Source organism: Cupriavidus sp. CuC1 (assembly GCF_044627735.1).
Lineage (GTDB): Bacteria > Pseudomonadota > Gammaproteobacteria > Burkholderiales > Burkholderiaceae > Cupriavidus > Cupriavidus ulmosensis.
Genome location: NZ_JBIUHC010000151.1, coordinates 1 through 23523, shown reverse-complemented (window position 1 = coordinate 23523; position 23523 = coordinate 1). Strand labels below are relative to the sequence as shown.

16 protein-coding genes, 2 pseudogenes and 1 riboswitch are annotated in these 23523 nt (G+C 57.6%); of the genes and pseudogenes, 9 read left to right on the top strand and 9 right to left on the bottom strand.

Annotation, left to right across the window (positions count from 1 at the left end; genetic code table 11):
• Positions 1-989: pseudogene (locus ACGLHR_RS40880) on the top strand (integrase core domain-containing protein); the annotation flags it as partial.
• A gap of 75 nt (positions 990-1064) precedes the next feature.
• Here the strand turns inward: ACGLHR_RS40880 and ACGLHR_RS40875 are convergent.
• Entirely contained in the window at positions 1065-3020 is a 1956-nt protein-coding gene (locus tag ACGLHR_RS40875) for an acyltransferase family protein (protein WP_400101396.1), read from the bottom strand.
• Between the two features lie 755 nt (positions 3021-3775).
• Here ACGLHR_RS40875 and ACGLHR_RS40870 point away from each other — a divergent pair.
• Positions 3776-4228, top strand: coding sequence for a GNAT family N-acetyltransferase (locus ACGLHR_RS40870; RefSeq protein WP_400101394.1), 453 nt, complete (start codon positions 3776-3778; stop codon positions 4226-4228).
• Positions 4229-4336: 108 nt separating this feature from the next.
• A pseudogene (locus ACGLHR_RS40865) lies at positions 4337-4608 on the top strand (IS5/IS1182 family transposase); the annotation flags it as partial.
• 25 nt (positions 4609-4633) lie between these two features.
• On the opposite strand, the gene ACGLHR_RS40860 reads toward ACGLHR_RS40865, so the two are convergent.
• The 7 genes from ACGLHR_RS40860 to ACGLHR_RS40830 all read right to left on the bottom strand — a co-directional run bounded on the left by ACGLHR_RS40860 (position 4634) and on the right by ACGLHR_RS40830 (position 13072).
• Positions 4634-5653, bottom strand: coding sequence for an acyltransferase family protein (locus ACGLHR_RS40860; protein WP_400101392.1), 1020 nt, complete (start codon positions 5651-5653; stop codon positions 4634-4636).
• Between the two features lie 648 nt (positions 5654-6301).
• A complete protein-coding gene (pseI, locus tag ACGLHR_RS40855) occupies positions 6302-7378 on the bottom strand; it encodes a pseudaminic acid synthase (protein ID WP_400101390.1) in 1077 nt (358 codons plus the stop codon).
• A 13-nt stretch (positions 7379-7391) separates the two neighbouring features.
• Positions 7392-8504 carry a UDP-2,4-diacetamido-2,4,6-trideoxy-beta-L-altropyranose hydrolase gene (gene pseG / locus ACGLHR_RS40850; RefSeq protein ID WP_400101389.1) on the bottom strand — a complete coding sequence of 371 codons (1113 nt, stop codon included), beginning with the start codon at positions 8502-8504 and terminating at the stop codon, positions 7392-7394.
• Entirely contained in the window at positions 8504-9193 is a 690-nt protein-coding gene (gene pseF, locus ACGLHR_RS40845; RefSeq protein WP_400101387.1) for a pseudaminic acid cytidylyltransferase, read from the bottom strand. Before pseF ends, pseG begins: the two co-directional genes overlap by 1 nt.
• 2 nt (positions 9194-9195) lie before the next feature.
• Positions 9196-10350 (bottom strand): UDP-4-amino-4,6-dideoxy-N-acetyl-beta-L-altrosamine transaminase, encoded by a 1155-nt coding sequence (pseC, locus tag ACGLHR_RS40840; RefSeq protein WP_400101385.1) that lies wholly within the window; start codon positions 10348-10350, stop codon positions 9196-9198.
• Positions 10351-11352, bottom strand: coding sequence for a UDP-N-acetylglucosamine 4,6-dehydratase (inverting) (pseB, locus tag ACGLHR_RS40835; protein WP_400101383.1), 1002 nt, complete (start codon positions 11350-11352; stop codon positions 10351-10353).
• Positions 11353-11683: 331 nt separating this feature from the next.
• The gene (locus ACGLHR_RS40830) at positions 11684-13072 is read right to left on the bottom strand and encodes an undecaprenyl-phosphate glucose phosphotransferase (protein WP_400101402.1); all 1389 of its coding nucleotides are present in this window, start codon (positions 13070-13072) and stop codon (positions 11684-11686) included.
• Positions 13073-14299: 1227 nt separating this feature from the next.
• Here ACGLHR_RS40830 and ACGLHR_RS40825 point away from each other — a divergent pair.
• Positions 14300-15130, top strand: coding sequence for a transcriptional regulator (locus ACGLHR_RS40825; protein WP_400101400.1), 831 nt, complete (start codon positions 14300-14302; stop codon positions 15128-15130).
• Between the two features lie 31 nt (positions 15131-15161).
• On the opposite strand, the gene ACGLHR_RS40820 is transcribed toward ACGLHR_RS40825, so the two are convergent.
• Positions 15162-16271 carry a helix-turn-helix domain-containing protein gene (locus ACGLHR_RS40820; RefSeq protein WP_400101381.1) on the bottom strand — a complete coding sequence of 370 codons (1110 nt, stop codon included), beginning with the start codon at positions 16269-16271 and terminating at the stop codon, positions 15162-15164.
• Positions 16272-16896: 625 nt separating this feature from the next.
• Here ACGLHR_RS40820 and ACGLHR_RS40815 point away from each other — a divergent pair.
• The 5 genes from ACGLHR_RS40815 (at position 16897) to ACGLHR_RS40795 (ending at position 23317) form a co-directional block, all read left to right on the top strand.
• Positions 16897-17673 (top strand): XpsR family transcriptional regulator, encoded by a 777-nt coding sequence (locus ACGLHR_RS40815; protein ID WP_400101398.1) that lies wholly within the window; start codon positions 16897-16899, stop codon positions 17671-17673.
• Positions 17674-18059: 386 nt separating this feature from the next.
• Complete coding sequence (locus tag ACGLHR_RS40810) at positions 18060-19769, top strand: hypothetical protein (protein WP_400101380.1); 1710 nt, start codon at positions 18060-18062, stop codon at positions 19767-19769.
• Between the two features lie 171 nt (positions 19770-19940).
• Positions 19941-21062: a hypothetical protein gene (locus ACGLHR_RS40805; protein WP_400101378.1), complete on the top strand. Its 1122-nt coding sequence runs from the start codon at positions 19941-19943 to the stop codon at positions 21060-21062.
• A 574-nt stretch (positions 21063-21636) separates the two neighbouring features.
• A complete protein-coding gene (locus ACGLHR_RS40800) occupies positions 21637-22449 on the top strand; it encodes an EAL domain-containing protein (RefSeq protein ID WP_400101376.1) in 813 nt (270 codons plus the stop codon).
• A 130-nt stretch (positions 22450-22579) separates the two neighbouring features.
• Positions 22580-22663: riboswitch (ZMP/ZTP riboswitch) on the top strand.
• Between the two features lie 21 nt (positions 22664-22684).
• Complete coding sequence (locus tag ACGLHR_RS40795; RefSeq protein WP_400101374.1) at positions 22685-23317, top strand: LysE family translocator; 633 nt, start codon at positions 22685-22687, stop codon at positions 23315-23317.
• The last annotated feature ends 206 nt before the right edge of the window (positions 23318-23523 follow it).

The following is a 23523-nucleotide window of genomic DNA, read 5'->3' as shown; positions in this document are numbered from 1 at the left end:
TTGCTGGTGCTGTCAAAAAAACTCGAGGCGATCTTCCACAAGGGCGAGGACGAATGATCGGCCTCGAAGATCGCCAAGTCGTGGCCCAGAACATCCGAGTGGCGCACACCGATGGCGCGCGGTTGCGCCTGGCGTGCGAGACTGCCGGCATCTGCAGTGCACGCTGCAGCGCTGGAGGGCCGAGGAAGGTCTCACCTCGGGCGATCGCAGGCCGGACTCAGCGCGCCCGGCACCTGCCCATGCCTTGAGCCTGGCCGAGCGCACAACGCTGTTAAGCGTAGCCAACGAGGCGCGCTTCGCCGATATGCCGCCAGCGCGCATCGTGCCCATGCTCGCCGACGAAGGTGTGTACATCGCCAGTGAGTCGAGCTTTGCTCGCGTGCTGCGTGAACACGGCCAGACCGAGCACCGCGGTCGAGCCAAGGCCCCCAAAGGTCAGTCGCCCGCCGACCACGTACATCGCCACCGCGCCGCGCCAGGTCTGGTGCTGGGACATGACCTACCTGCCGGCCACCGTGATCGGGCAATCGTTGCACCTGTACCTGATCCTGGACCGGTACCGCAAGATCGTGGGCTGGGAGGTGCACGACAGCGACGACTCGCTGCACGCCGCCCATCTGGTGCGCCGCACGGCGCCGGCCGAGGGCATCGCCACTATGCCCGTCAAGCCTGTGCTGCGCGGCGACAACGGCGCCACGCTCAAGGCCACGACCGTGCTGGCCATGCTGTACTGGCTGGGTGTGAAGCCCTCGTAATCCAGGCCGCGCGTGAGCGACGACAACGCCTATGCAGAGTCGCTGTTCCGAACCGCCAAGTATCGGCCAGAGTTCCCGGTCAATGGCTTCGTCGATCTGGACGCAGCCCGGGCCTGGGCGACCCACTTCGTGCGTTGGTACAACGTTGACCACCGCCATAGCGGCATCCGCTATGTCAGCCCATCGCAGCGGCACGTCGGCGATGACCGGAAGATCCTCGCGGCTCGGCATGAAGTGCTGTCGGGAAAGCTCGGAAGCATCTTCACGGCAACTCCCGGCACGAATAGCGGCAGGTAAGTCCGTCTGCCACTATCGTGAGGCCTGGACCTTCGGTTCAGCCGCGCTATGCAAACTTGCAAGTCGCTGCCGCAATTCGCGATAAAGCGGCATTTGCTCAAATGCCAGTGCGGATGAATTGGAGCCATATACGCTTATATGGTTACCGCCGAAGCTGTACGGTACATTTTCCTTGGTCACGTCCGATGGGATGCCGTCGACATTGAATAGAGACTCTCTGTCGAGATAGATTACATTTGCATATTTCTTCGAAATTAATTTTATCGCGGCGTTTGCATCTCGTGTTGATCTATCTGCTTCTCGGCCAATATTGCGAATATCGAATGGAATTCCAAGTAGCACGGCGTTCTCATAGCTGAATACCGGGTCCATATCGAACGCGGTTGGTGCAGCCATCAATATTACAAGCTTTGCCTTGCGCGAAGAAAAATCCACCGCGTCGTAAACATCTTGCATCTTGTTCCGGGATAAGACACTCGCCCAGGATCCGGAGAGAATAACAAAATCGTAATCACCAACATGGTCGGAAAAATACCTTCTATTTATCTGGCATTGCTCTCTGGATCTGCTGTAAACCGGACCAAGGAACGTTTGAGTCAAGCTAGGGTAGCACCAATTTGTTGCGATGGAATTAATTCTCACGTGATTGCGCGATCCGATAGCATCCCAGAAAGGATCGTTATGCCCTGCAAATGAGTCACCAAATAATAGACCACGCACCGCTGACGTCCGGTCTCCAATTTCGCACTTCAAGCCGGGCGGACCCACGCGTAAAGCGGAAATTGAGTCAACGCTATAAAAGCACCACCCGTTGGTGGGGAGTGGCATTACCAAGTCCTTTGTTTTCTCTGTAAAATCGCCGGGCATTCGACTAGGAAGCCCTTTTAATAGAAAAATAGTTGCTCCGGATAATGCTGTGATAACAATTATGCATCCAATCCCAATAGATAGATTCATCTTTTTTATGTTTTTTGATGAAATTCCGGGGAAATTTTCGACAAAGTAGTATGACAGGCACCCCATAAGCAGTGAGGCGGCAATCCCTCCGGCGATCCACAGAGGTTGCCCAGTCTTCCCACAGTAGTACAGTCCAACAGCCAGTGGCCAATGCCATAGATAAATCGAATAGGAGGTCCTTCCGATAAACTGCGCCACCGGGTTCCCGGTGAGGGGAGAGGCGCTTCTGGCTGATACGATCACCAGCGCCGTACCCAATACAGGCACAGACGCCAACCAGCCGGGCCAAGTGTCCGTTGCGTTGGTAGAAAATATAGCAAATATAATAAGCGCTAGACCCGCAATCTCCATGAGCAATCGACCTCGCTTCGAGAGACGGATTTGAAAAATATATGCGAGTGCACCTGCCAACAGTTCCCAAGCCCTAGTTGGGAGTAGATAGAAGGCGGTACTCGGAAATCTAGAGGATAAATAAGCAGAGAGCAAGAACGAGGAGCCTGCAAATCCCAGGAGAACCCAGCGTTCAGATAGCAAACGATGCCATTTTCGGATGAGTAGAATTATTAATGGGTAAAGCAAGTAGAACTGCCATTCGACGGAAAGCGACCAAGTGTGCAATAGCCATTTTGCTTGCGAGGCGTTATCAAAATAGTCAGACTCAAGCAGGAAAACCACATTTGACACGAATCCTAATGTGCTCGCAACGTGTTTACCTAGGGCTCGATAGTTTGTTGGCGTCAAAAAAAACCAGCCGAAAACTAATATAAAAAAGCAGAGGAAGGCAAGCGCAGGAATTATTCGGCGCGCGCGATCGAAGTAAAAAGTTGACACGGAAAAAGTGCCATCGTCTATTTTTCTGAAAATAATACCTGTCATTAGGAAACCGGAGATGACAAAAAATACATCTACGCCTACAAAACCCCCATTCATTCCTGGTACACCGAAATGAAATAGAACGACGGCGACCACAGCCAGCGCCCTCAGTCCGTTGATGTCTTTCCTGAAATTCATGATTTTCCAGTCAATTTTCCAAATTCGTATCGGAAATTATTTTCGGTTGGCCCCCAGAACAAAGAAAATATACGCGCCGTAGGGCCCCCAACTATGGAGGTGTGCGTAATCTGTTCAGGCGAAAACGCGGCAGTAGGCGACAGCAACAGCACACGGCCCGCGCAGAAGATCTATACGCCTAGCACCGTCCTTTGGCGCATTTTCGGTAACTAGGTCATGAGTACGATCGCACAGGTTTTGTCTTGAGGGGCCAGGGGCAGCTGGCAAAAACCCAGATGCAGATCAGTGCAATGTAGGGGTAACCTGCACCAAAGCGGGCTGTATTACATACCGTTCTGAAAGGCAGAAGCCATACTTTCTCAAAAAACAAGAAACCTAGAAGATAGAGTCCCATTTGGGCTGTTGGCGTGGCGCCGTGCTGGGCGTCGGCTGGCGGAAGAAAGATGCCGCCTGATTCTAGCGTGCTCTGAAGATTCGCTATCCCCACCAAAGGAGGAAATAGGTGCATCGATTACCAATCGGTTATGCGCCTGTCGTAGCGCTGGACGAGGTCATAGTTATTGCGCATAGGGCCTGGGGTAATGTTGACCAACAGGCACTCCTGCGGCTTCACGCCGCGCCAAGGTGCATCTTATAGCACTGTAGGGAATATATGAAACTGATCTGCGCAATCACGATCTCTCCAATTACTCGGTATCCTATGTGGCCTCTGCAGCCTTATAATGCGCTCCGTCACCACCTACTAGAGAAGCGGTATGCCAAAAAACCTACGCTTGCGTCCCGTAACCCTTGATGACGTGGACGTCCTGCTTGCGTGGCGCAACGATTCGACTACGCGCCACGCAAGCCATAGTATGGACGAAGTGGCCCGCGACGGGCACGTCCGATGGCTCGACAGTTCTATCGAGAATCCAAACAGAACCTTGATGATCGCGGAAGTTGGCGATGTGCCGGTGGGTGCAGTCCGGGCGGATCGTCACGAGAGCGGCGTCCACGAATTGTCATGGACAGTGGCCCCCGAAGCCCGAGGGTCCGGACTGGGTAAGGCGATGGTTGCACATTTTTCCTCTCAATTCTCTGGGCCGATCAGAGCGGAGGTAAAGGCCGGCAATGTGGCTTCATCCAGGATAGCGGAAGGAGCGGGGATGGCCTTCGTTCGTGAGGATGATGGGATCCTTCACTATGAGCGCAAGACACTTAACCAGTAGCGGCTACTCGATTAAGACAACAAGTCAACGTCGGGTGGCTTTTTCCATGGGTGCGCCCAGCATGGGCGCACCCATGGAGGTGCAAGTCCTCCCGCAAGCTGACCATGCTCCATGCCAGGCAATCCGTATGACGGTCACGCACTCTACGAGGCGCTCAAACAGACCCCCAACGTCCACCAGTAGATCGCCTAGTGGTGGATCACGATTATCGCAGCGCAGAGGTGGATGGCATACGCATTTCGCGTTCGAGCCAAAAGTGAGGCGTCACCCGAGCCATCAAGGCCATGATAAGGCGGCGCAGCGCCATCGAACCGGCCATCACTCACATGAAAGCTGATGGCAAACTCGATCGCAACCAGCCCAAACGCGCGCTTGGTGACGTGTTTTGGCTTGGAGTTAGCCTGACTATACAGAGGTGGCCGGCAGGTGGCGCCTCACTGAAGCACGCTTGAGCCAGCCGATTGCAGGTCGTTCGATGTACTCCGCGATAAGGAATGATAGCGCAATCATTCCCAGCGTGAGACCAACAACCAGGAAGAAGCCGGAAAGGCCGGGCTCATAGTAGCTGCGTAAGATATGTACGCCGATCGTTTCGTGCAATAGGTAAAGCGGGTAGCTTGCCCGGCCGGCAATTTCGAGAACTTTCGGGCTTGACGGCCGGCGTGGCAAGTGCGCCACGATTGCGATAAGGGTGTAGAAGCCGACGACCGAAAGCGCGACTACAATGGCGCCAATTGCGTCCTCCATGCCTGCCAAAATGGCGTTCTTTTCCTCCCAGAAAATGGCTACCGGAAGGCTGAACAAGACAAGTGCGCGCATCCAACGCGATTTGTCACCCGCTGCAATGAGATATATTGCGGTTCCGGCGATAAAGAACGGAGCATTACCCAGAGTAAACAGCCGCCGGACTATCCCGAGATCGTAGATAGTTGCGAGACCAGACGCCGCGATCCAGACCCATAGGAACCAGTGCAGATTCTTCCTCCCTATAACCCAGAACACACTAAACATCATGAAATAGAACATCCATTCGACCGCTAGGGACCAATATGCACCGTTGATCCGCCTGGCGTGTAGCTCGCCGCCAAACATCGTCATGTTGGCAAAAAAATCATAGACGGTAAAATATGGACCGTTTGTCAAAAAGGCCACAAAGCCTACCGTGATGACAGAGCAAAAGAAAAATGATGGGTAGAGCCGGATCGCACGATCTATCAAAAACTTAGTTGGCGACGACGAGCCACTCAAACTCATTGTGATAACGAATCCGCTGATAATGAAAAAAAACGGAACCCCGAGGAATCCGAAACGTGTCACCGGGGCTGCCGCCGTCTCGAAGTCATGCGCGGTATAGTGGTACAGCACGACGGCCAACGCAGCAAGAAATCGTATTGCATCGAGCTGCACGATGTGCGTTTTTTTCATTTTTATTTCCGGCTGAGGCTGCTCGTCGCCGCTTGTGTTAGCGGCACATTTGATTGCAAGCCTATCCCCTGAACGTTTTGTGCCAGCTTAGCATTCCAGGGAAGGTGAACCCGCGCCCCAAAAATTGGCTGCACGAGTATCGGAGCCATCTTGGTAGCGATTATGCTGCCGGGCAGCAATTCCGGTACCCTGCTGAAGGGGAGGGCACCTGCAAGGAGGGTAAGAAGACGAGCGCGGCCTGCCGGTGTCAGATTGAAGGCTGCGCTGGCAGCATGTCAGTGAGCGTTCAGTAGAGGAGGGGAGACACGATTCTCGTGCCATTAGGGCAGCAATTCAGATCTTTCTGTGCTTCACTTCGTCGAAGCATTGCCCGTCACTCTCTTCGCGTGGAGCATCGTCGAGTTTGGTCACGCAAAGGAGGCGATGATTGCAAACCGAAAGCAGAAACTCCAACGCGCACTGATAGGTGCCGAATCCAGAAGCTGTCCGTCTTTTCCTATAATAGTTGGGCCTCAATGCTGGCGAGAGCTTCATGTATGGTTGCTTTGCGCTGTCTTGCTTCGTCATACTTGGCCATGAAGGTGCAGTGCAGAACCTTCGCACCCATCGGTACAACGCCCGAGCCGGTAGGCGCGAAGCTACCTTGTATTAGTGACCGATGCTAGACGTGTCGAGCACGATGTTCGGGATCGGCTCCCCGGGCGCAAGATCAATGTTGGATTTCTTGCCCAGGATTGCGTCAAAATACTTTGGCGCAAGACCGAATCCTGGGCGAATGCTCCTGACATTAAAAGTCGTGAATATCTCACCTTTTCTAATCGGTTGAACTGCGTAGAGTGACCGTCGAAACTGGACGTTACCTTTCTCGCTCTCCTTACGTTCATAGTCCACACGTCCTAATGCCGACCAGGCCGTCTTTGCGCCTCGAACCAGAGACTCTAGATCTTGCGGTTCAAGCGAAAAGCTGTCGTCAGGACCACCGCCATTGCGATCGAGTGTCACGTGTTTTTCGATCAGCGCTGCTCCAAATGCAATGCTTGTTATGGCGACGGTATTGTCGATCGTATGGTCTGACAGGCCTGTCACAATACCGAAACGCTTTGCCATATCGGCAATTGTGCGCAAGTTATAGTCTTCCGGAGGAGCAGGATATCCGCTGACACAATGAAGTACAACAAGATCCGTGCAGCCCCCTGAGTGCGCCGCATCAATGGCTTCTTGAATTTCAACGGCATCCGCCATACCCGTGGAAATAATCATGGGTTTGCCGGTTTGGGCGACATACCTAATGAGAGGCAAATCGATTGCCTCAAACGAGGCTATCTTATAGGCCGGCGCGTTCAAGGTTTCGAGCAGGTCGACGGCCGTCCGATCAAAAGGAGAACTGAAAATCGTGATGCCAAGCTCCTCGGCCTTCTCAAACAGCGGCTTATGCCATTCCCATGGCATATGAGCCCACTGATAGAGCTCATACAGCGACTTTCCGTCCCACAATCCGCCTTTAATTTGAAACTCAGGGCGATCAGATTCGATCGTTATCGTGTCTGGCCTGTAGGTTTGGAGTTTTACAGCGTCAGCACCCGCTTGCTTTGCCGCCTCGATAATCCTAATCGCGGTATTGATGTTCCCGTTATGGTTGGCGGAGAGCTCCGCGATAATGTAGGGTGGATGTGCAGGGCCGATGGGTCGCCCAGCGATCTCGATCTGCAAATTCTCTTGTGTCATTGAGTAAACCTCGTCAAGCTTGAGTTTGCGGCCTAAGTTTTTCAGTGAGTCGTTGAACTACCCGATAGGTGCCTTGCCCATCGACCTGCGCCATGATTTGCTTTCGGCGTTGTGCAAGGTTCTCGGAGCGCGGAGCGAGATTCGCGAGTACGCGCTCATAGACTAATGCAGATGTTTGGCGCCAGTCGCCCAGGTACTCGATCAGGCCGAAGGCCGCAAGGTGCTCCGCCAATTTCAATTGGTTTTGGGCCACACCGACAATTGTACTGTTGAGTCCGATGCAGAACCGTTCCCAGTTCGTCACGCCGGAAGCCCCGAAGGCGTAGTCTGCTTGCGCCATCATTTCAGCCATGTTGCTGACATGAGGATGCAGGCGTATGCCCGCAAGCGCGGCCGCCTTTTCCGCCAGGCACTGCGCCCTCGGGTTGCTGGCACCAATGATGACGTCAGCGATCATCGTTGGCCGGGTACAGTCGCCCCAAGCTTGCAGAAACTTGCCGGTTTCGTCGGTTGCGTCGACTCCGCCAAAGAAAACCAGCAGCCTATAGGGGGCGTGGTCTTTTTTCGCCAGGGCAAGCTCCCTTTGCCGGGCGAAGTCGGGCGATATTAGGGCGTAGCCCGGCCCCAACAGTTGGGCGCAAGCGGCAGGAACAATCTTACTGTAGCGCTGATCGAGATTGGCATAAAGGTTCTGGTCGAGCAGCAGGTCGCAATCATGCAGCCGGTCGGCAAGATCATCGATGACCATGATATTTCGTGCACACTGGCGCATCGGCGTCTCCCAGCCGGCATCTATCGCGTAATGATCCACAATCAACCAGTCCACTGCGCCCGAATGACTCAGTATTTCCTTTGTGTCACTACAATCTTCTTCCTGGCTGCACCCGAGCCAGGCAGCATGCGCCGCGTCTTCGCGCGAGGTGGTGGAATGGGAAGGCAATATGTGACAGGCAAACCTCTGCGTAAGGATGGTTGCGACGAGATTCCCCCGATGCTCCCGAGTGATGAATTCTACTTGCACACCCTGCGCACGCAGTTCATTTGCCAAGGTAAGGCAACGCATCAGATGACCGCTACCGATCTTTATAGAAGCGTCGACCCGGATCACTGCACGCAACTGTTTCATCACTGTGCCGCCAAAGCCCGGTACATCAACTCAGCCTGCAGCCAGTCTTCCGGTGTATCAATATCCTGCACCCTGTAACGCGGCAGGATTACCGGCACGGACGCCTCGGAAAAAATCGATGTGGCCTGGGCGAACGCTTGTGCCCGTCCCCAATAGAACTGGCCGGCATCGTGGTAGGCGTGCTCCAAGTCCTGCGAGCGCGTCATCAGGTGTTGCGGTTGGAACATATTTACACGCCCCTCCTGAGTGATGCGGAGAGCCCGCTGTATCGGAAACGAGTAGCTCGTCACGCTAAAGGCATAGTTAGCCCCGCGCTCCTCTAGCAAGTCCAATCCCTGTCGTAGATCGTTGGGTCTGATAAATGGCGCTGTCGCGTATATACAGCAGACGACCTGTGCTGGCTTACCCTGTTGCGCAATACTCTCAAGCGCATGCTGGATGACTGCAAGCGTGGTGGCGTAATCATCGGCCAACTCCGGAGGTCGTTTGAATGGGATTTCCGCGCCGTAACTTGCCGCTACTTCCGCAATCTCGTTATCGTCTGTCGACACAATGACACGGTCGAAGCATTGCGACTGCAAGGCAGCTTCGACCGAATATGCAATGATGGGCTTACCGTTGAATGGCCTGACGTTTTTGCCTGGAATGCGCTTGCTGCCGCCGCGAGCGGGAATGATGGCAAGCTTCATGTTTAAAGTGACTCCTTCAGTGCAGAAACGACCTCGTTCTGCTGTACGAAACTCATTGAGGCATACATCGGCAAGCTGATTGCTTCGGCGTAATAACGTTCTGACTCTGGAAAATCTCCAGGATTGAAGCCCAATGCGCGGTAATACGGCTGAATATGAACTGGAATGTAATGCAGATTCACACCAATCCCAGCTGCCCGCAATGATGCGAACACCTGCGAATGCGTTTTTTTGAGTTGATCGAGTTTGAGTCGGATTACGTATAGGTGTAGTCCCGAGTACGCATCCGGCAATTGCCAGGGAATCGTAACGGGTAACTCCGCCAACAGCGCGTCATAGCGATGTGCTAATTCATGGCGACGTGCCACATAGGTATCTAGACGATCCATCTGGGAAACCCCCAGCGCAGCCTGCAACTCCGTCATCCGATAGTTGTAGCCCAGCTCAATCTGCTCGTAGTACCACGGTCCGTCTGGCACATGCGTCATCTCTTCAGGATCGCGCGTGATACCGTGACTGCGCAGAGAAGCCATGCGGGCAGCAAGCTCCTCGCTGTTTGTCAGCGCTATCCCGCCTTCGGCCGTGGTCACGATCTTCACAGGGTGAAAGCTGAATATCGCAATATCCGAATAACGTCCGTCGCCAATATAGCTTCCCAGATATTTCCCACCTATTGCGTGCGACGCATCTTCGACAATATGAAAGCCATATTCCTGGCTCAGTGCATGAATTGCTTCCATATCGCACGATTGGCCACATAAATGCACTGGAATTACAATCTTGGGTAGCGTGCCGTTCTGGTCTGCTTGCTCGAGCTTTGCCTTCAGGGCAATCGGGTCGAGATTGTACGTGCGCGGATTTATATCGACGAAATCGACGTTCGCGCCACAATAGCGTGCACAATTTGCCGAGGCGACAAAAGTGATTGGGCTCGTCCACAGGCAATCGCCCGGACCGAGGCCGAGAGCGAGGCAGGCAATGTGCAACGCGGACGTAGCACTATTAACGGCGACCGCATGTCGGGCGCCCACTTTGCTAGCAACGCACGCTTCAAAACGCGGAACCATCGGCCCTTGTGTCAGAAAATCCGACGTCAGGACTGTCGTGACCGCATCGATATCCGCTTGAGTAATATCCTGGCGACCATAGGGGATCATTTACACACCCGCAATACGATTAAATGCTACGATTTCATCGATGTTAAGGAAATGCTTGTTCGTTCCTGAGTTGTATTCGAAACCTCGCGACACCGGTCTGCCGCTCTCATTAAGTAAGTTTGTTGTGAAATCATTATCGCTGCGATTGAACGTGATGGTGGGGCTGAGCACGTAATGATCATTGAACTCAATTGTAAGATGTGAATCATCCGCCGGACACATTATTTCATGCAGTTTTTCACCAGGCCTGATGCCGACGATCTTGTGCGGCAGAGCAGGAGCGATGGCCTCGGCTAGATCGACGATGCGGATAGAGGGGATTTTCGGCACGAAAATCTCGCCGCCTTTCATGCGCTGGAAGTTCTTGAGTACGAAATCGACACCTTGCTGTAGCGTAATCCAGAAACGTGTCATTTCTGCATGCGTAATAGGTAAGTGGTCCGCGCCATCTACAATCAATTTTTTGAAGAACGGCACAACCGATCCACGTGAGCCCACTACGTTGCCATAACGAGTGACCGAAAACGTCGTACGATGGCCGCCAGACATATTGTTGGCGGCAACGAATAACTTATCAGAGGCCAGCTTGGTTGCGCCGTAAAGATTTATAGGATTCGCCGCCTTGTCCGTCGACAGCGCGACCACCTTATCAACCTCGTTTGTTAGGGCTGCAAGAATCACATTTTCGGCGCCGTGTATGTTGGTCTTTATACACTCCATTGGATTGTATTCTGCAGCAGGAACCTGTTTCAGAGCCGCAGCATGAATAATGAAATCGACACCCCTGGTAGCTTGGATCAGCCGTTCGCCATCACGTACATCACCAATGAAATAGCGCATGCACGGCTGATTGAACTCTTGCTGCATTTCGAATTGCTTGAGTTCGTCGCGCGAGAAAATAATCAGTCGCTTTGGCTGATAACGATCTAATATCGTGCGCACATATTTCTTGCCAAATGACCCTGTCCCGCCGGTTATGAGAATGGATTTATTGTTGAACATCTTCCAAGCCTTTGTTATATTAAATTGGTAAGTCTGAGTGCCCTCGTGCGCCATAGGTAGCGATTTCGGGTTTTGTGTTTGCTCGTTAATTAAAAAAATAATGAATTTATTAGGTGGCAAAAAAGTGTATAATTAAATGACCTGGTAGATTATATGTTTATGGGTGTTGTGGAGAGCAATGTTGATTGATTTCTATGAACAAAGTCGATGTATTAATTGTTTATCCGTTCTCAATATTATGCTTGAGACGATGGTGGGCGGGATTCCTGATTAAAATGGTGTGGATGGTTGATATTGTTCAAACACTTCTGGTAAATATTTTTGTAAAATTTCAGTAAGCATTTTGGCCGGTCCAGCCTCTAAACGCCGTCCAGAAGATGATCCGCAGATCCATCCAGAATGACCAGTTTCGGATATAGAAGATGTCGTGCTCCACCCGCTTGGCCATTTTTTCTAACGTATCCGTCTCGCCCCGATAGCCATTGATTTGCGCCCAGCCGGTAATGCCCGGCTTGACGCGGTGGCGGAGCATGTACAGGTCGAGTTGTTCTTTATAGATATTGTTGTGAGCCATGGCGTGCGGGCGCGGGCCTACCACGCTCATCTCGCCCTTGAGCACGTTGATGAACTGCGGCAGTTCGTCCAGGCTGGTGCGGCGCAGGAAGGCGCCGATCGGGGTGATGCGGTTGTCGCCTTTGGTGGCCTGCGTGACCACGCCGTGCTCATCGTGCGGCTTCATGCTGCGGAATTTGTAGACGTGGATCACGCGGCCGTCCAGGCCCAGGCGCTCTTGCTTGAAGAACACCGGGCCGGGGGAGCTGCGCTTGATCAGCACGGCGATGACCAGGAACAGCGGGGAGAGGGCGGCAAGTACCAGGGCAGCAAAGCTGCGGTCGAATGCTGCCTTCACTGCGCCGCGCACGCCTAGCGATGGCGGGCGGTTCAGTTCCACCGCGGGCATGCCCAGGAAGTCGCCTACCTTGTGGTTGAGCAGGTCGAAGTCCAGCAGGCTGGGCATCCATTTAATGTCGATGAAGTCGTTGCGCAGCGAGTACGCAATGCTCTGCATCTGGCGGGTGGCGCTCATCGGCAGCGTGATCCAGACTTCGTCGATATTGTGTTGGCGCGCGAACTCCGCAATCTTGGCGCTGTCTTCCACGCGCAGCACACTGGCCGGCGTCGCTTCGTCTGCCGATGCGTAGATGCCCCCCACCCTGTAGCCGGTGCGGCGGTTGGCGGTGGCGCGGCGGTACATCTCTTCGCCGGTGCGGCCGTAGCCAACGATCAGTACGTGCTTGGTGTTCACCCCGGTGCCGCGGACCAGGCTCAGTAGGGCTCGGCTGGCGATGTGCAGCGCCAGCAGGCCGACAATGGACCCGATATACCAGTAGGTGGCCCAAAGGCGCGAGAGAGAGTCGGCTTGATGGAGGAGGAAGCAGACCAGGATGCTGATCAGCCAGACCAGGGTCCAGCCGGCCAGCATGCGCGTGGAGAGCGAGAAGGCGCTGCGGCCGCGCCAGGAGGCGTACAGGTCGAACGCGGGCAGCACGATGAACGCAACGGTGCAGCCGAAGTACTGGATGAACTGGTGGATGGGCGCGCTGGGCGTGGCGTCCGTTGCGAAGCGTAGTGCGGTTGCCAGGTAGCCGGCAATCCAGATGACACCTACGTCCAGCAGGCGTGCGGCCAGCGTGAGCTGGTCGTGATGCCTGGCAAACATGTCGCGATAAACTCCCATGATCTTCCCCGAAAGCGTTCGCAATCCACTCGCACGGCTGTGCGACTGAACGTTTTATCCCCAATTGGTAAGGGCGGCGTGCCATTGACTACGTCGCCCGGCCATGCGCGCTGTCTCCTGTGGCATGGCGTTTTTGATCGGACGAAGGAAGTCGGCGTCGGGCTGCATGGTTTGCAGTCGATTCCGTGGCACACAGGAGCGGCTGACCCGTGCGCCCTGCGTCGTCCATGCAGGGACGTTCCGCTGGAATGTCGTCGCTTCGCTTTAAACAGACGCAATAGGCACCTGTCTGTTCGTCTTATCGATGGGGCAGATAGTGCGGCGCAGTGACTCCTACCGGTACCCTGCGAGAGAAGGGAACGAGAGGGGATTGTTGGCGCGATGGCGCTGGGTTGCTGGCGAGGTCGCGCAGTGCGATATCGGCTCGCGCGGCGGAGGGGAGATTGAAGGTCTGATGGGTGGGGGCGGTGCGCTGATTATTTAGTAACGCATCGCTGGTTCATCGCGATCGCTACTCGCCTTTTTTCTAAAGGCTTGTACCTTTTTTCTTTGTATTTTCTATCCCCGCGAAAGGAGGGGGAATTTCTCGATGGATTCTGATATTGAGTAGCGGGCGGTTTCGATCTCACCGGTGGCTTCTCGCGACTTACCGGCGAAGCCGGTTCGGCGCGTACTCGCGAAAGCCCGGCGGCGACATCTCGGACTCCCGGCGGAAGACTCGCGTGAAGGTGGACGTATTCCCGAACCCGAGGCCGGCGAGGTGGCTCGCGGGCGGAGGCGGTAAGTGTTTTGGCAGGCGCTTTGGGTGTTGGCATGGATGAGACTGGGATGGCGCGGCGGCGGTTGGCTTAGTAGCAGCCGGATGGCTTGCCTGCGAGGCTCACGCGTCACCATGCCGGGCTGCTGGTGTTGCTTACCTGCCAATGGGAGCGCCAATCACCGGGCCGATCGCCGGAAAGTGAGACGCACGGTCAAGAGGCGCGCGGGAGTGCCGTTAATCTTGGCCGCAAGAGACAGTTGTCTATAAGGCGTGCGCGGAGGGGTGATCCTTGGAGACCCTTTTACCTGGTCCAGCAGAGACGGGGAAACCGACGCAACCGGGGCAATGCTGGCAGCGATCCAGTGTCTTGCTGGGTCAAAAGGCGCACGACGGGAATGACGGGGATACTTAGTATGGCTAATTTGTCTGATTTGTATGATATGTCTGATATGTCTGGGGCGCCAGAACAGGGCCCGGGCGCTCTGAGCCGTGAGCAGCTGGATGCTTATTTCGCGTCCTACGTAGGCATGGAGGGGGGCAGTCCGGCCGGCGCGGTCTGGTTCTGCGACAGCATGCCGACGACCGATGGCACGCCGCTGCCTGCGCAGCTTGAGCCGGTGCGCGAGGTACCGGCGTGGGATGCGGATTTCAGGCTGCGGCATCTGCGCGAGATGGGTAAATGGCAAACGCACCAGCGCATCGCGCGCATCATGGCGGCGGCCCGGGAAATGGTGCTGTTCGGCCGCGACGATAGCGGCGATTGGCAGCGTTACCTTGCGCAATATCTTTATCGGCCGCGCGGGTGGGACTTCAAGCTGAGCTTGTTCCCGTTGGCCATCCGGTCGGAGAACGGGCTGCCGTGGACCCAGCTCCACGGCAACCAGCCGGAGCTCAATCCCAAAGCCAAATACCTCACGCTTTGTCGTAATGGTGGCCGGTTCTGCTTTATTGCCCAGTTGCGCCGGCGCGAGCGGCCCAAGGTGGTGGTTTGCCTTGGCGAGCGCTTCGAGGCGGATTATCTCCACGCCTTCGACATGCGGGGGGTGCCCTATACCACGCACACATTACAGCCTGCCGATCAGGCGAGGGAACTGCGCGTTTATGTCAGCGAAGGTACAAACCTGATTATTTGTCCCGCGGTGGCGGGGGCTGCCGGATTAGCTTCCGATGTGCTCCTGAACGCCATGGGACGTTTTATCAGCCAATGGCTGACCATGGCCGACTTTCAGGTAAGGCCGCACGAGGCAGCGCTTTGCGAGGCCGAGTACTACCCGGCGTGAGATGGCGATGCAGTGGCTGTTGGCGCGCAGCTCAGCACTGTTGCCGACACAGCCATTGCCGGAAGTCATCGCCTTGCACAGCGAAGACGGCTTGCCTGAATTCGCTGATCTGGGGGCTGGTGGCATAGGCGCGCAGGTCGCTTGGCGACATGCCCAGGGCTCGACGGAACGCGCGCGTGAAGTCCGATGCACTCTTAAAGCCCAGCCCGTAGGCAATGTTGGCGACAGGCACGCAGGGGAACTTCACCAGGTCGGCGGCGGCGGCCCGCAGCCGGCTCTTGCGGATATAGGCCTGCACGCCGCCTTCCTGCTCGAACAATCGGTATAGGGTGGGGCGGGAGATCTCCATCCTGGCGAGCAGCTTGTCGGGAGACAGCTCCGCCGCGCCAGGGTCGGCATCGATCAGGCAGCGTGCCCGGGCCAGCATGGCGCTACGCGCCGCGGCGCGGGCGCCTTCCTCCAGGTGCGTGCCTTTGCGAAAGGCGGCGGTGAGCAGCTGCACGCTTGCGTGCATGGCCTCGGCAGCCGCTTGCGGCGCCATGCCGGGGATCTCGCGGCTCAGCGCCGTCAGGTGCGCCACCGCCAGCCTGGTCAACGGTGTGTTGGTTTCTGCAATGCGCCCGTGCGCGGCCTCGGCGCCGAGAAAGATGGAATCCATCATCGGGCGCGGCACGAAGACCGAGAGCGCGCGCACGGTACCCCGCTGCATGTGGATGGGCTGCCCATGGTCCGTGAGCAGGATGCCACCTTGTTGCGGCATCGGGTTGCGCCGCATGCCCTCGACCACGCCGGCGTTGCCCTCGACGAAAACCTGGAGCGCATAGTGCCGCATGGTGTCCGTGGAGATGCGCGCGAGGTTGCGCTCCATGGAGAGGCCATCGCAGCGGCAGTCCGTGAAGAGCATGTCCTCGACCAGGTAGCGGTCGATGGCGGCCTGGAACGGGGCTGCCAGGGCGTCCCGGGTGAGGTTGACGTCCATGACATGCCCGACACGTTGGCGCCAGGCAAGGATCTGGCCCACGGAAGCGTCACGTGGTCCGTCGCCGCCTACCTGGAAATAGGTATGGGGCAGGCGCGCGTCCGGGGGCGCGGGCTGTGGTTCCGATCGGATCGGTGGAATGGCGATGGGAGGCTCGGTCATGGGCGTGGGCTCCCCGGTGCTGCATAGACCCAGCAAAACGCCGGCTCATCGGCATCACTCTATCGAAAATCCGAGATTCTTGCAGGCACCGCGTTGTGCCTGTCCCACGCCCGTGCTGGCTTGCCCCCCGTCCGATTGTGCGGTGCCGCGCCAAGTGTCGTTACCCTGCGTAAGAAGGGTAAGAAGAGTGTCTCTAATCCCTCCAAAGGGGGGCGCATTCGAGTCAAATCTCGCGCAAAATCTCGCACCGCCTAGTTATTGTTTCGCGCAAACGAGATCAGGCTTTTTGGGGGCGGTAGCCGGAGCGTCGCGGGTCTGACGACATACGTTCCGGCGAGCGCTTTCCCAAAGGGAAAAGCACTGATCCAGATTGGTTGTAGGCAGGTCAAATCCGTCGGAGCCAGGCATGGGTTTTAAGCCGCCGGCATCCGATACGAAGCGGGTGGGAAGCGCGGAAACGCGGGAAGCTTTTACCTTTGCATTCCCCGTCAGCGGGTTGTCTCCATCGTTCTATTAGAGATTTGCCGATGCATTCGAGGCGTCTCACGGCCCGTCACGTGGTATAGGTATGTATTGCCTCAGCGCGTGGGCATCTTTAATTCCACCAAGCGGTAGGGGCATGGAAATAGAACAGAAGACAGTATTCTCACGTGAGCAGCTGGACGCGTACTTCGCGTCTTACGTTGGTATGGAAGGGGGAAATCCGGCAGCGGCTGTGTGGTTTTGCGACAGCACGCCGCATCCATGGGTCGAGTCGCTGGTAGCGCCACTGGAGCCGCGTACCCAACCGGGGGCCTGGGATAGCGCATACCGCGAGCGGCATCGCGAGAGCATGGAGCGCTGGCAGTCGCATCAGAAGATCGCCCGGATCATGGCAGCGGCGCGCGCGCAGACATTTGAGTGCTCACTGAGCGAGTGCGACTGGAAGCATTACTTCGACCAGCATCTCTACGCGCCGGGGGGCGCGGAGTTCAAGCTCAGCCTGTTTCCGTTGCCCGCGCACCTGATTGGCCAGACGCCTTGGTCCAGGGCGTTTCGCGGGCAACCGGCCCTGGTGCCCAAGCAGCGCTACCTGGATCTGTGCCGCAATGGCAACCGCTTCCGCTATATCGAAGGCATTCGCCGGGAATGGAAGCCCAAGGTGGTGGTGTGCCTGGGCGAGCGGCATGTCTCGGATTTCGTATTGGCGTTTGGGCTTGAGCAGGCCCGGGTGGGGGATTTCATTCTGCAGCCGGCCGATCTTGCCAAGACGCTGCGCGTGCTGGAGCACGATGGCACTACCTGGATCATGTGCCCCGCACTGGCGGGCGCGTCCGGACTGACATCCGATGTGTTGCTCGAAGCCATGGGTCGATATGTGGCGCGCTGGCTGGTGCCGGAGGATTTCCCGATTCAGCACTAGGCGTGAAGCGGTGCGTTCGCCGGCATCGTTGCACTCGTCCTGACAACCGGAGAATTTGCGCGCGGCAGCGATGCCGTTGCGTCTCTCGCGGCGGCGGGTGTTGCGTCCTGACATGCAAGTCTGCGCTTTCCCCCTCCTAGTAGGGGTGACACGGTTGTGGAGATTGTTTATCTAGTGAGGCTGGCAAAAGGCAGTGGCGATGTAGTGCTGCCGATTCCGATTGCAGGAGCCAGCAAAAGGTATCCATGAGATGCGCCGAGCCGGGGCGGCGAAGGGCACCACAGGCGGTGCGCTGCCCAGGCATGGTCAGGATCCATAGACGACCTAGTGACCCATTGACCTATCGACCCATCGACGCATTGACGTATCAATCAGGAGTGAGAAGCGTGCAAACCAACATCAGGAATATCTTAACCCTCGGCCTCATGGCTTCCGCGGCCGCGGCACTCGTGGCTTGCGGGGGTGGCTCGGATTCGACGCCGACCCCGTCGCCATCGGTCACCGTGCAAGGCAAGGCCGTCGACTTCTACCTGTCACAGGCTACGGTGACGTTCCTCGATTGCAGCAACAAGACCGCGACGACCTCCGCGACCGGCGATTTCACGTTCCCGGATGGCTGCACCACCAGCGCGCTCAAGGTGACCGGCGGTACCGATATCGGTACCAACCAGCCGTTCACCGGCGTGCTGCAAGCGCCGGCAGTCACCTACAAGGCCGGCGTGACCCCGGTGATCACGCCGCTGACGACGCTGGTTGCGCAGTTGGGCGCAGCGCAAGCCGCGGCGCTGGCGACCAAGCTTGGCCTGCAAGGCAAGGACCTGACCACGCTGGATCCGATGCAGGACGCTGCCGTGCTCAAGGCAGCCGTGGTGGTGCAGCAACTGGTGGACCAGGTTACCAAGACGCTGGCCGCCTTGTCCAAGAGCACGGGCGGCACGTTGACGACGGAAGCTGCCGCGGCGGCGGCCGCCGCTGCCGTGGCTAACGCGGTGAACAACGCTTCCGGTACCGCGGACCTGACCAGCAGCACGCTGGTCACGGCGGTGATCTCTTCGTCGGTGCAGAACGCCAAGGCAGGTTTCCCGGCCAGCGTCCAGGCCAACATCGCCGCGGTGGCTGCTAACGTGGCCGCGCTGGCTGGCCCGGTTGTGGCTACCCAGGTGTCGAACGTGAGCACCGCGCTGGGCACGATCGTGCTGGGCGCGAGCCCGGCCGCCACGCTGGCCGCCTTGCAGCAAAGCGGCTCGGTCAATGCGGTGACCGACAGCGCCAAGTCCACGACGAGCGGTGCATTGGTGGCGGCGGTGACGCCGACCGCGCTGGCTGACGCCACGCTGACGGCCAACCTGGCTGCGCTTGGCACTGCGGTTTCTACCGGCAACGCCACTGCAATCCAGAACGCGACAAGCAACCTGGGCGGCAATGTCGATAGCATCGCCGTCGGCAAAGTGGCCGACAGCGTCAAGCCGACCAACTTCATCCAGCTGGCCAGCATGACCATCAACGGCCAGCAGTTCCCGGTGAGCAGCGCCGTGACGGTGACGGGCGGTACGCTGAGCTCCATCAAGGTGGCGGTTTCGCAAAACGGCGATGCATTTGCCGGCGGAGCAGCGGAAGTGCGTGCCGGCCTGAGCTACACCTACAACGGCAACAAGGTCGACGTCATCATCGAGAAGGTTGCGCTCACCTTCAACGGCAGCGGCGCGCTGACCGCTGCGCAGGTGCCGGTCAACACGGCCTACTCGTTCCGCATCGGTGGCGGCAGCATCACGGCCAACGTGGGCCTGACCAACGGGGCTGCCGACAACCTGTTCGACAGCGCCAACGGCGGCTCGCTGAACCTGCCTTTCACGGTCTTCCTGACCAAGCTGCAGGGCGCGGGCGCGCTGAGCGCGACGCAGATCGCCGCACTCACGCCCAAGTCGACCAGCACCTTCCCCGTGACGTTTGCGGTGGCGGGCCAGGGTGGCAAGGCGGTGAGCGTTGCTACGCTGGTGAGCAGCAGCCCGCAGAAGACGCTGGCGCAGACCGTGCAGACCGCCACGTCAACGGTTAGCGGCAACGGCATCACGACCTCGGTCACGTTGAACCCCTGATCGGTGTGCAGTGAAGCCCTTCCCTTGGTCAGGGAAGGGCCAGCCCGGTCATCCGTCATGTGCGCCATCTGGCGCTTGTGGCGGGTGACCGGCTTTTTTGTGTGCAGTTGGCCGGACCAAGAACCGGCTGACGCCGTGGATGAGGTCCGCCCCCGGCCTCGGAGTCTCCCTATGCTGTTGTATCGCACGCGCCGGCTTGGCAATGCTGGTGCCTTGATGCTGGGCTTGTCGTGCGTCGGCGTTGCCAATGCGGCCCCCGACGATGTGTTCCTGCAGGCCGAGCCCGCTACGGGCGAGTTCACGTCATTTCGCGTGGAGGCCAGCTATGACATGGTCAACAAGACCGTGGATGTCTTTAACCTGCGAGAGAGTCAGGGTGCCGTGGCGGACAACGCCGGCGACTATCGTGGCGGCAAGCTGATGCTGGGCTACAAGTTCTCGCCGAAATGGTCGGGGTCGGCCACATACTGGCGCCGCGGCATCGACTATGGGCAGGACAACAACCAGATCGATAGCTGGATGCTGGCCTTGCACTATGACCCGCTGGCCGAGCCCGGCGCGCGGGACCGCATCATGCTGCGCTTCTCCCTTTGGGGCGACCGCGCTGGCAGCCTGACGCGCTCGTCCGCGCTCAAGGTCCGCAATGCCACCTTCAACAGCGTCACGGTCAACGACGCCAACGATATCCAGGGCCAGGCCGATGTGATTTTTTCTGGCGACCTTACCGAGCGCAACAAGCTGACCGGGTTCTTTGGCCTTGGCGTGAGCCGAGTGACGATCGGCAGCATCAACACACGGCTGCAGCAGGGCGGGTGCAGTTTCAATGTGAACATCGGCTCGGACAACGTTGCCAGCGGCAACCTGGCCGCGCCTTGCCGTGTTGGCAACACCAACCTGCAGTCGGCGTCCTTTTCAACGGACGCTAGCCAGTACGGCCTCAATATCAATGACGATTTCAATTACACGGCTGGCTTCCTGAACCTGGGCGGCTCGTGGCGCTGGAAGTACGAGAGCTTCAGCGCGCGGCTGGGCTACCAGTTCCAGTACCTGTTGCGCAGCAACGTCGATAGCCGCGCGAGCGCATACGGCTATTCCCCCATCAAGTCAAACCATACGCTGGGGATGGAGCTGTCGTATGCGGTGGTGAAGAATGTCGAGGTGTTCCTGCGTGGGCAGGCATCGCTGTACAACTTCGTCGGCACGATCCCGTTTCTCTATAACGCCGCTACCGCGGGCAAGCTCGATCGCTATTACGGCTATGGCTCGATCGGCATTCGCTTCTCGGGATTTTAAGGCAGGGATTGGGGTATTGCGGGTTTGGGCGGGAGGTTGCGCATGGATCCAGGCGCGAGACGCCCTGGCAATAAAAAAAGAGGGTGTAGGCGCAGGGTGCTCCTACACCCCCTGAACGATTCAGCAAGGGGTCAGTCTTGCTGTGATGGATTGTCTTACGGCTTGTATTACGTCAGTACCCCGCCTTGGTGGGTGGTCCTCCTTAGGAGGGGAATCTGAATGCTCCATGGCCAGCCGAGCACTGAAAGAATAGGGTTGTGCCTGCATAAGTGCGCGCCGGCCTTGGCGTGGGCCACCGCTCTGGGTTTGCAGTCGTTTGAATTTGCCCTTAGCGGAGCCAAGAGAATTGCCGGGCGGTATGGCGTTGTCGCGGTGTGGCGTGTGCTCGCGCGAGTTCCAGGTGATGCGTGTGCATGTCATACCCGGCCGTCCGAATGCCTTCCAGGAGCTTAGATTGCAATACGCGTTATTCAGTGGCAAGGCGTCTCCCCCCACAAGGGCCCCATATCCGATCTGGGCCAGCGCCGAGCCCGTCAGCGGGCTGCCCGGTCCGGCGGCCGGGTTGCGCCAGAGGATGGCGTGGCCTTCGGACTGGCACGAGGGAGTGGATGTCACGGAGCGCGGCCTGGATCACGAGGCGCTGCTCGCGCTTTCCCGGGTGGATCTCATCGGTGCGATTGAATTCGGGCATATCTACCCGGTGTTCCAACCGCAGATCAGCGCGCAACACGGCGGCATCGTGGGGCTTGAGGTGCTGGCGCGCTGGTCCGACAAAGGGCGGCACCACGCACCGGATACCTTTGTCGGCAGCATCACCAGCCATGGCGTGGAGACCATTCTGCTGGACCATTTCCTTGGCGCATGCGGCCGGGTGCAGATGCGCTTTCCGCAATATGCGGGCCGGTTCTCCCTGAACGTCAACCCGAAGACCGCGGCTGCGGCCGGCTTTGTCCAGGGATTTGTGCGCGCAAGCATTGCCCACGGGCTGGATGTTGCCCGCGTGGTGCTGGAGTTGACCGAGCAGACCCGCATTTCCCGCGACAGCGAGGCGCGCCTGCTGGAAAACCTCAGCGCGCTTTCTGCCCGCGGCATGGTGATCTCCCAGGACGATTTCGGCTCGGGGTATGCCTCGCTGCAAGCCCTTGGCCTGCTGCCGTTCAAGCAGGTCAAGGTGGACAAGATCCTGCTGCACCGCGCGCGCCATGCCGAGCGCGCCCGGCGGCTGTTCGCCTCCTCGATGGAGCTGGCGCGTTCGCTGGAGTTGCAGACGGTGGCCGAAGGCGTGGAGAGTCCGGACGACGTGGCGCTGGCGAGGTCGCTCGGCGCGGATCTGCTGCAGGGATATGCGATCTCGCCTCCGATGCCGATCGAGCGGCTGGTGCTGTAGAGGTCGTATTAACGGAAAACGGAAAACGGAAAACTGAAGCGAGGCGTGTTCTGTCATGTTCGCCGGTTGTCTGTAAGCGCACAACCACGGCTCCTCCGATCCTAAAGTATTTTCTCCTGTGCTATGATTTCTGCACTCATGTGACTGGCGCATACAGATAGAGCACTATCGGGGAGCGTGAGGTTGCTAGCCGCCGCGCGCCTGGGCATTACCTACTATCCATTGGAGATGGGTTATGCCTGATTTCGCACAATTGCTCATGTTCGCTCTTGTGGCGTTGGGAATGGTTCTAACGCCGGGGCCGAACATGATTTATCTGATTTCCCGCTCAATTTGCCAAGGTAGACGCGCAGGCCTCATTTCGTTGGGGGGCGTTGCTCTGGGCTTTGTGTTCTATATGCTCTGTGCGGCATTCGGAATTACGGCTTTCGTATTTGCGGTACCTTACGCATACGACACGCTTCGCTTTGGCGGCGCTTTGTACCTTCTCTATCTTGCCTGGCAAGCGGTCAAACCGGGCGGGCGGTCCGCGTTTGCAGTGCGCGACCTACCGGTTGATACCCCAAGGAAGCTCTTTAGCATGGGGTTTATCACTAACCTGGCGAATCCCAAAATCGCCGTCATGTACCTGTCTCTGCTTCCCCAATTCATTACGGCACGACACGGCAGTGTGCTTACCCAATCGCTGGCGCTCGGCGGCGTTCAGATTTCGATCAGCCTCGCTGTGAATGCACTGATCGTCGTGACGACCGGATCGATATCTACCTTCCTGTCAGGACGCCCGCAGTGGCTATTGGTGCAGCGCTGGCTGATGGGAAGCGTTCTGACAGGTCTGGCGGTGCGGATGGCATACGAATCCAAGAAATAGCGACACCTTGCCGATACATCGGCGAAGGTGAAGGTGCCGCGTTCGTCGATTCGGCAATGCTGAGGTGAACACGGCGCCTGTACTCGGCAATGGTCAGCGATCCAGGCCTTAGGCGCGAATGTCCCAAACTGGCCGACAACGGCCAAATGAGGGGAGGGGCCAGTCGGCGCTTCCCTACCCACTCCGGTCACTCCACATTTGAAACT